Below are 11660 nucleotides of genomic sequence, written 5' to 3'. Positions count from 1 at the left end.
TGGCTTAGCATCACTAACTTATTCGTTCAAGTATCTTTTCAAAAAGCCGTTCGTCATACTGTTTCTGCCCTTGTGCGGTTTGCCACCATTCAAATACCTGGTTTGCACGGTCACGCATTCCCGGGTTTCGCCGCAGCAATTCGTCCAGTTCACGCAATTCATCTTCAGTAGCTTCGCTGGCCAGCTTATCAGCCAGGCGCTTCCACATTTCATCTTCAGGATCCATACTAAGCCCGGAGCAGCTTTTTCATCCCCTGGGTTACAGGCAATAAAACACATGCCAAGTTTTAATAATTTGACTATCAATAATTTGCAAAATAAGATACATCATTACTGTACGAATACGGACAGACAGTGTGCGGTTTTGAAAACCTCGCCGCTTTATTATGAGTGAATATCACCTTTTTACATGAGGGATTGTAACACATCGTAGCGGCGCTGCGTCTGAGGTTTTTTGAATGAAAACTTTTCTAACTTAGCTGAACATTAACTGATCCATAGATGAAAAGACTCTTTTTCCTCATCGTGCTGTTATTCAGCTCGGCTGCCTTTGCGCAAAAAACTTATATCCAATGCGGAAAATTGATAGATGGCATAGCCGATAAACCACAAACGGAAGTGACAATTGTTATCGAGGGAAACCTTATCGCCGATATTCAAAAAGGATATACGAACGGCGGATCATCCGATAAGATCATCGACCTGAAAAATAAAACCGTAATGCCCGGACTGATCGATTGCCATGTGCACCTCGAAAGCCAGGGCAGCAAAAACTCTATCGTCGAGGGGTTCACATTTACCGATGCCGATATTGCTTATCACGCTGCTGTTTATGCAAAAAGAACGTTGATGGCGGGCTTCACCACCGTTCGCGATCTTGGAGGTACAGGTGTAAACATCAGCCTGCGCAAGGCGGTGAAGCAAGGGTTGGTCGATGGTCCGCGTATTATCACTGCCGGGCGGGCCATATCCGGCAGCGGTGGACACATGGACCCATCAGTAGGCTTCAGGGACGATGTGTTCAACCATAAAATGGGGCCGGACGATGGTGTTGCCGATGGCCGCGATGAACTCATCAAAGCAGTTCGTTTGCAATTCAAACGCGGATCGGATGTGATCAAAATAGCCTCAACCGGCGGCGTACTCGACCTGAGCGAGGAAGGTTCCGGTGCACAAATGAGTATCGACGAAATAAAAGCCGTTGTGGAAACAGCCAAAGATTACGGGCTGCGGGTAGCCTGCCACGCACACGGCGCCGAAGGTATCCGGAGAGCTATTTTAGGTGGAGTTACATCAATAGAGCATGGCACCTTTATGAACGACGAGGATTTTGAATTGGCCAAAAAATATGGAACCTATCTTGTTCCCACAATTATAGCGGGCAAATCCGTAGCCGATTCGGCAAAAATAGAAGGTTATTTTCCGCCGGTTATCAAACGCAAGGCGATAGAGGTGGGAACACAGATACAAGCCACTTTCGGGCGAGCTTATAAATCAGGTGTAAAAATAGCCTTCGGCACCGATGCCGGGGTGTACGCCCACGGTAAAAACGCCATCGAATTCCAATATATGGTGGAAGCTGGTATGCCACCGATGGAGGCTATCAAGGCCGCTACCGCCAATGCTGCGGATCTGTTAGGTATGAGTACGAAGGTAGGCAGCATCAGCAAAGGCAAATTTGCCGATATAGTTGCCGTTGACGGCGATCCCCTTACAGATATAAAAACAATGAGAAATATAGCCTTCGTAATGAAGGATGGAAAAACTTATACTAACCAATAATTACAAAACATGATAAATTTTAAAACGCTTTCAAAAATTGCGCTTACAGGCATACTTGCCGCAAGCCTGACGGCATCGTATGCGCAACAAGCATCGTCCGACAGCGCCCGGTTAAAGATTTACCGTGCGACCCCGGCCAGGATAAACGATGTGATACATACCAAACTCGATGTGCGCTTCGATTACAAAAAACGATACATGTACGGTAAAGAATGGGCCACTTTTAAGCCACATTTTTACCCTACCGACAGTCTGAGGCTGGATGCAAAGGGCATGGATATAAAAAATATATCGGTAGTAAAAAATGGCAAAAATGTGCCGTTGAAGTATAAATACGACGATAGCCTGAGCCTGAACATTCAACTCGACAAAGTTTATCACAATAACGAATCGTATGTCATCTACATCGACTATACATCGAAACCGAACGAGCTTAAAGTAAAGGGAAGCGCTGCTATTAACGATGCAAAGGGTTTGTACTTTATCAACCCTGACGGCACTGAAAAAGACAAACCTATCCAGATATGGACGCAGGGCGAAACCGAAGGTTCGTCGGCATGGTTCCCGACGATTGACAGGCCCGAGCAAAAAACCACTGACGAGATCAGCATGACCGTGCAGTCGAAATACGTTACGCTGTCGAACGGTAAACTGGTATCGCAGAAGAAAAATGCCGACGGCACCCGAACCGATACCTGGAAAATGGACCTGCCGCACTCTACTTACCTGTTTATGATGGCCGTGGGCGATTTTAAAATATACCGCGATCACTGGCGCAACAAAGAGGTGAACTATTACATGGAGCCCAAATATGCACCTTATGCCAAAGATATTTTTGGGCTGACACCTGAGATGATCGAGTTCTACTCGAAACTGACCGGCGTCGACTACCCCTGGAATAAATATTCGCAGATAGTAGTACGCGATTACGTGAGCGGCGCTATGGAAAATACAACAGCTACCCTGCATGGCGAATTTGAGAACCAAACCAAACGCCAGTTGCTGGATAGCTACTATGATTTCGGCATGAGCACTATTGCTCACGAGCTGTTTCACCAGTGGTTCGGCGATTATGTGACCTGCGAAAGCTGGAGCAACCTGACCGTTAACGAGTCATTCGCAAACTTCAGCGAGGTGCTTTGGGCCGAACATAAATACGGCCAGGATGTTGCCGACGACCAGAACCACCAGGACATGGCACAATATCTTGGCGACCCCGCCGCGGCGGATAAGGACCTGGTGCGTTTTTATTATGTGGATAAGGAAGATGTGTTTGATGATGTGACCTACCAGAAAGGCGGCCGTATCCTGAACATGCTACGTAATTATTTAGGTAAAGACGCTTTCTACAAAGGCTTAAATATTTACCTGAAAACTAATGCCTTTAAAAATGGCGAGGCGCAGCAATTGCGCCTGGCATTGGAGCAGGCCAGCGGCCGCGACCTGAACTGGTTCTTTAACCAGTGGTATTACGGCGCAGGCCACCCGGTATTTGATATCAGTTACAAATGGGATGATGCCAGCAAAACCGAGACGGTATACGTGAAACAAAAGCAGGACGGGCAAATATTTAGCATTCCGCTGGCTGTGGACATTTATGCAGGCGGCAAAAAAGAGCGCCATAAAGTTTGGGTGAACGGCAAAGAAGATACGCTAACCTTCCAGGTAGCATCTAAGCCCGACCTGGTAAATTTTGACGGCGACAAGATCATTCTTTGCAAAAAAACAGATAACAAGCCGCTGGATGAATTTGCGTTCCAGTACTTCAACGCCCCACTTTATATGGACCGGTTTGAGGCCATTGAAGCGGCACAATCAAAAGAAACTGAAGCGGCCGGGCAAAAAGTAATATTGGCCGCGCTTAAAGATAAGTACTATGGCTTACGCTTAAAAACCGTAAGGGCCTTGAAAATGAACAACCAGGCTGTACACGATGCCGCCCTGCCAATATTGACCGCCCTGGCAAAAAGCGATGCGAACACACTGGTACGCGCGGCGGCACTCACCGCACTGGGCAAGCTGAAGGACCCGGCCTATATGAATATCTACAAAGATGCCATTGGCAGCCAGTCGTACGCCGTACAGGGCGCCGCACTTACCGCTATAAATGGTATCGATTCGCTACAGGCCTTAACGCTGGCTAAAGGTTTTGAAAAGGATAACCTTGGTGCACTTACACAGGCCATGATAACCGTTTTTGCAACCAACGGAAGCTCCGAAGCGTGGCCGTTTGTTTATGATAAATTTACCGCGGGCGATGTTAACACAAAGTTCGGGATGATACGGAATTTCGGCGCAATGACGGGGAAAGTAAAAAGCCCGGAGTTCGCACAGCAGGGGATAAATGAAATAAAAGCACTGGGTATCAAATACAAGAAATTTGGCGGTGTGGGCCCTTTTATTATCAACATGCTAAACAATATTAAGGACGACCGCGCTAAGATGAACGATGCCGCTTCGGCCAAAGTTGCTGACGATGCAGCAAAAGAAGTGAAGGACGCCAAATAAGCGTTAACGTTCATATTACCAAGGACAAGTTTAAGGCCCCGGAAAACCCCGGGGCCTTTTCTTTTTCGCTGATTACAGCGTCATTAATTAAGCGTTCACACACAAATCATCTTATATAATGATCTCCGTCATGTTTAGCCAGCCGCAACACGGATAATTTAGCGGCATTTAGTGACCAGTAGGGCCCTGTTGAAATTCGGCAGCTTTACAATAACTTTATGTTATGGACAAAAATTTTTTTGTGTACCTCCAGCAGCTTGAATTGATGGGTTTCTTCTCGGGCTATGCGATAATTTACAGCATAATATTGTTTTTAGCCGACACCCGGCCGCTACAGGGGAAGTTCACAAAAAGGCTGGTAGCGCTATTGCCATTTTCCTATGCACTGGTTGGCATACTGTTCCTCGGCTTCCTATTCAAAAAACTATATCCCGATTACTCCATCGAACATATAAAGCAGGCTATACAGCGGCCATGGTTAATAACCTGGGCATTGCTTGCTATTCTTTTCTGGATACCGGCTGTAAGCAAAAAAAAGGCCCTGAGCCTGGTGCACAGCCTCGTGTTTTTCTTCTTCCTCGTAAGCGACCTGTTCGTACAATTATCCTCTTCATCCGTTAACAGCGACATCATAAAAAACGACATGAAAGTATATGCGGCAAGCATAGTTCTCAACATCGCTGCTCTCTTCTTTTTGGCGCTCGTCTACCCCTTGTTTAGCCGTTCCAACAAGCGGGCAAGCGCTTGATCAACTAGCCGGCGCCGTACTGTGCCGGAGCATGAAAATTTTTCATATTATTCTGAAAAACAGCATATTAAATTTAAAAACATCACGTATAATTTCCCCGATAATGTGATTTATATCATTCTATTGTCTGATTAGGCTCATAGAATTGTCAAATTCTTCCCGATACTTTTGACTCGTTGATAATTAAAAATTCTTCCACTTAAAAATGCTTTTTATGAAACGCTTCAATAACAAAATGCTAATGTTTGCCCTTATCCTCATTAGCGGCTATGGGGTTATAGCCAGTTGCACACACAAAAACGACCCATTACCAGCCGGTGTATCAAACACGGTAAAAATCACTCACGGCAGTCACGTACACTTGCCCGGTACCACCATTGGCGATACCACACAATGGAAATTCGATAAGGTACACAGCGCGGTAAACTGGTCGAGCCCATTTTTGGAAGTAGGCGCCGACCTGACCGGGAAATTCAACCAGTTTGGGGTGGCCAATCTTACCGATGCAATGATGCAGAATTATTCCGCTACCAAACAACCGGTACCTGATACCTCATGGGCATTTTACGAAAACGCTCCGGAGAAAACACATTTTGCGGGATACGTTCAACTTAACACGGTTAATACAGGAGAACCAGGCCGCGACGGAGGGTGTTTGATCACCACTTTTGGCACCACCGCTATCGTAGCCGGCACCCAAAACCTTACGGTACAAAATGTTGCCCATATCAAAACAACCAAAGTTGAATTTGATCCCACTTCAAATGATTACATCGCCACATTCAGCTTTACCTGGCAAGGTGGGTTGTCGGCACCGGCTACCCAAACATATGTAGGCAAATTGTCCTATATCCCCGAGGCCCTTGTTCCCGGCGGTGCTTACAGCGATTTTGGTCTCAAACTGGAATTCCAGATAAACAAAGCTGATTTCGGCATCAACAACACCGAAGTTGGCGACAATATCAGCATAGTGGTGAATGTAAACTTTAATAATAAATAGTAAACCTAATTACCATGAAACCGATAATCATATTCATAGGGCTGCTTTTTACAGTTGGTATCGCATTTACAGGGTGCTATAAGGATGTTATCCTTCCGGCAGCCGGGGTCGATCCGAACGGCCCGCCAAAGCAGTATAGTTTTAAAACAGATATTGCCCCCCTTTTAAGCACGAACTGCGCTTTATCTGGGTGCCATGTTGCCGGGGCCCAGGCGCCGGACCTGGAATTAGGCGTATCCTATAACAGTCTTGTTAGCGGTGGGTATGTAAATACGCTTATCCCGAATCAAAGTGAACTATATATCATGATCAATGGCGACATGCAGGTACATATTCCAAATGCCGCTGACAGGCAAAAGGTTTATGACTGGATCAGAACCGGCGCTAAAAACAATTAATTGACCTTAAATCAAAACAACGTGAAACCAAAAATAAATTTCGCAAAACGCTTGCTAACAGCGAGTGCGTGCCTGGTCAGTTGCATCTTAACATTTGAGACTGCCGTATATGCCCAGGATACCACTGCTACTACAAAAGAAGCCGAGGCCCCGGTTAAAGCAAAACCGGTAAAAAATACCTTCCAAAGCATTTGGCTGATCGACAATCAATCTGTTATGGTACCTTTCAAAGGCACTTTTGAAATGGATATCCAGCACAGGTTCGGAACCGTTGATAAAGGATACAGCGACCTTTGGGGACTGTATGCCTCCTCAAACATACGCATTGGCGTTGGCTACGCCCCGATCAATAACCTTTACCTGGGTATTGGGCTCAATAAATATGACGAACTTTGGGACGTAAGCGCTAAATATGCGCTGATAAAACAAACACCGGGCGAGTCTCCCGTCAGCATTACCTACTATGGCGATCTGTCGTACGACACGAGGAAAGACCCAACCAAGGATTTGTTTGCACACCAGTCGGACCGTTTCCTATCGTTCAACCAGATCATCATCGCCAGGAAGTTCTCCGATAAATTTTCGCTGCAGGTAGCGCCAAGTATTACGCACCAAAATGCGGTGAACGGTTACTATACAAAAAATGACAGTACAGGGCAAACCATCTTCGAGGAAATGAAGCACGACCACTTTGCGGTTTCCGTTTCCGGCAGGTATAAATTGGGCGATGCAACCGCTGTATTGGTGAACTACGACCAACCAATTACAAAGCATGCCACAAATAACCCCAGTCCAAACTTATCCTTTGGGTTTGAGTTCGCCACAAGCGGCCACACGTTCCAGATATTTATGGGCAACTACTCCCTGTTAAATCCGGGAAAAAACAACCTGTTTAATACCAACAGCGCCTTTAACTATACCCAGGCCGACGGCACGAAGGTAAAAGGAGGAAAGTTTGTCATCGGATTTAATATCACCAGGTTATGGAATTAAAAAAAGGTGACTGCTAATAAATTTTAAGTAATTTTAACATTGTTCAATATTAAATCGTAAATCCAATGAAAATTAAATTAATGCTGGCTACCTCCACCATTGCGGCAAGTGTTATGTGCGTCGCATTCACCACCGTGGAGCAAACAAAACCCTGGCCGGTTCCTGAAAAGAACGCCAAGATGCCGAACCCTGTAAAATCAAGCAAGGAATCAATAGCCAACGGTAAATCCTTATGGAACCTGCATTGTGCATCGTGCCATGGAAAAACCGGTTTGGGCGACGGCAGTAAGGCCGCTCAATTGAAAACCCAACCAGAGGATATGACCAAAGGCGCTGCTCAAACACAGTCCGACGGGTCGATCTTTTATAAGATATCTGAAGGGCGCGATGATATGCCAAGTTTCAAAAAGAAGATCCCCGATCCGGATGATATGTGGAGCCTGGTAAATTTTATCCGCACGCTGAAAAAATAATATCTTATCAAAATAATAGACGAAAAGCCCGGCATAGCCCGGGTTTTTCTATTTACACGTCTGATTATCAATAATATACATTAAAGTTGACTTTGTGATGACAGTCACTTTTTTACCTGCGTGGTATCATGGTACACGTTCCCGCACATAAATAGCTTTACACCATCAAATAACCAATACTATGGATAGCAATAAAAAAGCAAACCTCGATAACTCGCCATCCAGGCGAAAGTTTGTCTGGGGAGTCGGCATTGTATCTGCTTTCGCGGCAATTGCAGCTGCAACCGGGCTTCCCTTTTTCAGGAAACAAGCTCCAGCAAATAAAAAGAATACCGTTAAAATGCTTACTGAAGACGGCAGGCTTGTCGAGATCGATCAGTCGTTGATATCGGCAAGCAAGAAAAAAGTAACCAATACCGAATTGCAGCATTGGATCAAAAAATAAGTGTTAAAGACCTTTTCAAATTAAAAAATGGAACAAGAAAATAGCCCGAGAAGGGATTTCCTTTTAGCAGGCCTGGCAGCAGCCGGCGGTCTTCTGGCAGCTTGCACCCCGAGTAAAGATAAAGACCCCTTTGAAGCCGGTGCTGTGGAAACCGCCAGGGCATCCGGGAAAAAAGTAAAACTGCTTTCCGTCGATGGCGAGGTGATTGAAGTTGACGAAGCATTTCTGAAACCTGTGCCCCATCTGCCGCCCGTTTCCAATAGCGAAGCAAGGCTTGGTATCCCAGGCAAAAAATTTGTAATGGTTATTGATCTATCCAGGTGCAAAAACCTGAAAAAATGCCAGTCGGCCTGTAACCATGCCCACCAATTGAACCCAGGCGAGAACTGGATAAAGGTAGAGCCGATGCAGGATGCCGGAAATACCGCCCCTTTTTGGGAACCTACAACCTGTATGCACTGCGACGACCCACCATGCGTAAAAGTTTGCCCGGTTGATGCAACCTTCAAAAGGCAAGATGGTATTGTCCTCATAGATAGCGATCGTTGTATAGGTTGTCGTTTTTGTATGGCCGCCTGTCCATACTCAACCAGGGTATTCAACTGGGGTGAGCCCGATTTACCTGCCGAAGTTGCAAGTCAGCCTTATTCGGCTGAAACCAGCATCCCCCAGAAAAAAGGAACCGTAGGTAAATGTGATTTTTGCGCCGACATGACCCGCGAAGGGATGCTTCCGCACTGCGTTTCTGCTTGCCCTAACGGAGTATTTGCCTTCGGCGATATGAATGAAGATTCGGTTACCAACGGCGCGGAAACCTTTCGCTTCAGCGAACTGATAAGAGATAAAGCCGGTTACCGCCTGATGGAGGATCTGGGTACTAAACCAAGCGTTTATTACCTGCCGCCTGTCAACCGGAACTTCCCTTTCCAATCGGGGCTTGAAAATGATAAACAACCATCTTAACTAAATCCAATTGATCGTGGAAAATTCAGATTTAATTGCAGAAGATAAAATAATCCAGGACCTGCTGCCGCAAAAATTTGGCAAGTGGGGCAAAATATGGACCGCCGCCTTAGTCGTTGTTTGTTTAATAGGCGCATTTGCCTACTACCGGCAACTACGTTACGGCCTGGTGGTCACAGCCATGCGCGACTATGTTTCGTGGGGTATTTATATCTCCAACTTCGTGTTCTTTGTGGCCATCAGCTTGGTGGGTTCATTAATAACCGCAATTTTCAGGCTGGCGGGCGTAAAATGGGGTTCGCCCCTTACCCGGATAGCTGAGATAATTGCCGTGGCGGCCATCATCTTTGCGGCCATTATTATCATAGTAGATATGGGTAGCCCCGAAAGGTTCTATTTCCTTTTTACCCATGGCCGTATACAATCACCCATTATTTGGGACGTGATCGTAATTACCACTTACTTTTTTATCAGCATCCTTTTGCTGTACTATCCCCTTTTGCCAGATATGAAGATATTGCTACGCTTCAGGGAAAGATCAGGCGAGGGGCTGCATAAGTTTTACAAATTCATCGGCTCGTTCTGGCAGGGTACTGCCGCCCAGTTCAGGCTCAGCGAAAAAGCTATCAATATGCTTTGTATCGCTATCATCCCGGTTGCGTTTACCATTCACACGGTAACTTCGTGGTTGTTTGCCACAACTTATCGTCCCGGCTGGGATAGCACCAACTTTGGTGCATACTTTATAGCGGGGGCATTTTTAGTAGGCGCGGGCGCTGTAGTAGTGGCTATGTATGTTTTCAGGAAAGCCTATCACCTTGAAAAATATATTACCGAGAGCCATTTTGAAAAGATGGGCCGCATACTGGTACTGCTGGCTATGCTTTATCTTTATTTTAACGTGAACGAGTTTTTAACGCCGTTCTTTAAGATGAAGGAATCGGAAGCCGCCTATTTAAATGGCCTTTTTTCAGGCGATTTCTCCGCAGTATTCTGGTTTGCCATTTTAACCGGAATGATAGTGCCTACCATCATCCTGTTATTTAAAAAGGGGCGGAAACCGTTGCCCGTTATGATCTCGGGCATCCTGGTGATCATCGGCGCCTGGTTTAAACGTTACCTGATTGTAACGCCAACCTTGCTGCACCCGTTCCTGCCCATGCACGATGTTCCGGCAAGCTATCGCCATTACTACCCAAGCTGGGAAGAATGGGCCATAACCATGGGCTCGCTGGCAGGCACCCTGCTGGTGATCACTATACTGGTGAGGATATTCCCTATCATTCCAATTCAAGAAACTATAATTGAACAACATGAAACCGGTAAATAAAATAGTCGCCGCATTGTTATCCGTCGCCCTGCTGGCGACAGGCTATGATGGCTTTTCGCAAGGCGCACAAAAAGGCGACCTGAGCGTAAACATCAGTTATTTCAATGTAAACAACCGGATACCTTACGTAACGGTAAATGTGAAATCGAAGATCAACGGAAGGTTCCAGCCCATTGGGGGCATCCCGCTGAAGCTTTACCTGGATAAGGACTCTACCGGAACATTCATAGGCCAGGTTGTGACGAACGAAAAGGGGCTTGCCTGGGCCAATATCCCGCCTTCGGTAAAGAAAGAATGGGATAGCTCCACAAGTCATACCTTTTTGGCAACGTTTGACGGTAACAAGCAATACGAAACAGCAAAGGCCGATTTAACCGTGGGCAGGGCAATTGTTACCCTAAAAGTAACCGATGATAAAAGCATAACCGCTTCGGTTTTTGAAATGAAAGATGGAAGCTGGGTGCCGGTAAAGGGTATCGATCTGAAGATCGCGGTAAAGCGTCTCGGCGGCGACCTCCCCGTAAGCGAGACCCCTACCTTTACAACCGATTCAACGGGCCAGGCTTCGGCAGATTTTAAAAGGGACAGTATCCCAGGCGATGTTAAAGGGAACATTACCCTGGTTGCTAAAATGGAAGATAACGATCAGTTTGGAAATGTTTCAGCCGAAAAGGTTGTGCCCTGGGGCTCTAAATTTGTTTACAAAAGCACGTTTAACGAACGGACCCTATTTGCCACAAGGAATAAAGCGCCTATATGGCTGCAGTTGATAGCCTATTCCATCATATTTACTGTTTGGGGCATTTTGATATACCTTGTGTTCAATGTTTTAAAGATCAGGAAACTGGGTAAAAGTGTTTGATAGTGTAATGTCGGGCCGTATCTTTCAACCATCAGCAAATTGAAAAAGATACCGGCCAAAGGCCCCTGCCGAACAGCAGGGGCTTATTTTTTAACATTATCCTTCAAAAAATAACATCTTTTAACATTTGAATAGCTTAATTTAGTGCTGAACAAAAT

Annotated in this window: 12 protein-coding genes; 11 read left to right on the top strand and 1 reads right to left on the bottom strand. The window is 45.9% G+C overall.

The features are described from left to right. Positions 1–13: 13 nt before the first annotated feature. Entirely contained in the window at positions 14–226 is a 213-nt protein-coding gene (locus FRZ54_RS08685; RefSeq protein WP_147031236.1) for a hypothetical protein, read from the bottom strand. 275 nt (positions 227–501) lie between these two features. Between FRZ54_RS08685 and FRZ54_RS08680 the strand changes: the two genes are divergently transcribed. The 11 genes from FRZ54_RS08680 (at position 502) to FRZ54_RS08630 (ending at position 11502) form a co-directional block, all read left to right on the top strand. Then, positions 502–1782 (top strand): metal-dependent hydrolase family protein, encoded by a 1281-nt coding sequence (locus tag FRZ54_RS08680; protein ID WP_147031235.1) that lies wholly within the window; start codon positions 502–504, stop codon positions 1780–1782. Between the two features lie 9 nt (positions 1783–1791). Next, a complete protein-coding gene (locus FRZ54_RS08675) occupies positions 1792–4290 on the top strand; it encodes a M1 family metallopeptidase (RefSeq protein WP_147031234.1) in 2499 nt (832 codons plus the stop codon). Between the two features lie 223 nt (positions 4291–4513). Then, complete coding sequence (locus tag FRZ54_RS08670) at positions 4514–5038, top strand: hypothetical protein (protein ID WP_147031233.1); 525 nt, start codon at positions 4514–4516, stop codon at positions 5036–5038. A gap of 214 nt (positions 5039–5252) precedes the next feature. Then, the gene (locus FRZ54_RS08665; RefSeq protein ID WP_147031232.1) at positions 5253–6038 is read left to right on the top strand and encodes a YceI family protein; all 786 of its coding nucleotides are present in this window, start codon (positions 5253–5255) and stop codon (positions 6036–6038) included. Positions 6039–6052: 14 nt separating this feature from the next. Beyond that, positions 6053–6436, top strand: coding sequence for a hypothetical protein (locus FRZ54_RS08660; RefSeq protein ID WP_147031231.1), 384 nt, complete (start codon positions 6053–6055; stop codon positions 6434–6436). A 21-nt stretch (positions 6437–6457) separates the two neighbouring features. Beyond that, positions 6458–7429, top strand: a complete 972-nt coding sequence (locus tag FRZ54_RS08655) for a DUF5777 family beta-barrel protein (protein ID WP_147031230.1) — start codon at positions 6458–6460, stop codon at positions 7427–7429. A 65-nt stretch (positions 7430–7494) separates the two neighbouring features. Beyond that, positions 7495–7902: a c-type cytochrome gene (locus FRZ54_RS08650; RefSeq protein WP_228462662.1), complete on the top strand. Its 408-nt coding sequence runs from the start codon at positions 7495–7497 to the stop codon at positions 7900–7902. A 181-nt stretch (positions 7903–8083) separates the two neighbouring features. Continuing rightward, positions 8084–8347, top strand: a complete 264-nt coding sequence (locus FRZ54_RS08645) for a hypothetical protein (RefSeq protein WP_147031229.1) — start codon at positions 8084–8086, stop codon at positions 8345–8347. Between the two features lie 27 nt (positions 8348–8374). Next, positions 8375–9310, top strand: coding sequence for a 4Fe-4S dicluster domain-containing protein (locus FRZ54_RS08640; protein ID WP_147031228.1), 936 nt, complete (start codon positions 8375–8377; stop codon positions 9308–9310). Between the two features lie 16 nt (positions 9311–9326). After that, positions 9327–10640, top strand: coding sequence for an NrfD/PsrC family molybdoenzyme membrane anchor subunit (gene nrfD, locus FRZ54_RS08635; protein WP_228462661.1), 1314 nt, complete (start codon positions 9327–9329; stop codon positions 10638–10640). After that, a complete protein-coding gene (locus FRZ54_RS08630; protein WP_147031227.1) occupies positions 10624–11502 on the top strand; it encodes a hypothetical protein in 879 nt (292 codons plus the stop codon). Before nrfD ends, FRZ54_RS08630 begins: the two co-directional genes overlap by 17 nt. The last annotated feature ends 158 nt before the right edge of the window (positions 11503–11660 follow it).

The organism is Mucilaginibacter ginsenosidivorans (genome assembly GCF_007971025.1).
GTDB classification, from domain to species: Bacteria; Bacteroidota; Bacteroidia; order Sphingobacteriales; family Sphingobacteriaceae; genus Mucilaginibacter; species Mucilaginibacter ginsenosidivorans.
This window is presented reverse-complemented; position numbering and strand designations above follow the sequence as displayed.

Coding starts and splice junctions, on each gene's coding strand:
- FRZ54_RS08665 (WP_147031232.1), top strand. CDS start 5,253: ATGAAACGCTTCAATAACAAAATGCTAATGTTTGCCCTTATCCTCATT.
- FRZ54_RS08650 (WP_228462662.1), top strand. CDS start 7,495: ATGAAAATTAAATTAATGCTGGCTACCTCCACCATTGCGGCAAGTGTT.
- FRZ54_RS08640 (WP_147031228.1), top strand. CDS start 8,375: ATGGAACAAGAAAATAGCCCGAGAAGGGATTTCCTTTTAGCAGGCCTG.
- FRZ54_RS08630 (WP_147031227.1), top strand. CDS start 10,624: ATGAAACCGGTAAATAAAATAGTCGCCGCATTGTTATCCGTCGCCCTG.
- FRZ54_RS08675 (WP_147031234.1), top strand. CDS start 1,792: ATGATAAATTTTAAAACGCTTTCAAAAATTGCGCTTACAGGCATACTT.
- FRZ54_RS08645 (WP_147031229.1), top strand. CDS start 8,084: ATGGATAGCAATAAAAAAGCAAACCTCGATAACTCGCCATCCAGGCGA.
- FRZ54_RS08685 (WP_147031236.1), bottom strand. CDS start 226: ATGGATCCTGAAGATGAAATGTGGAAGCGCCTGGCTGATAAGCTGGCC.
- FRZ54_RS08670 (WP_147031233.1), top strand. CDS start 4,514: ATGGACAAAAATTTTTTTGTGTACCTCCAGCAGCTTGAATTGATGGGT.
- FRZ54_RS08660 (WP_147031231.1), top strand. CDS start 6,053: ATGAAACCGATAATCATATTCATAGGGCTGCTTTTTACAGTTGGTATC.
- FRZ54_RS08680 (WP_147031235.1), top strand. CDS start 502: ATGAAAAGACTCTTTTTCCTCATCGTGCTGTTATTCAGCTCGGCTGCC.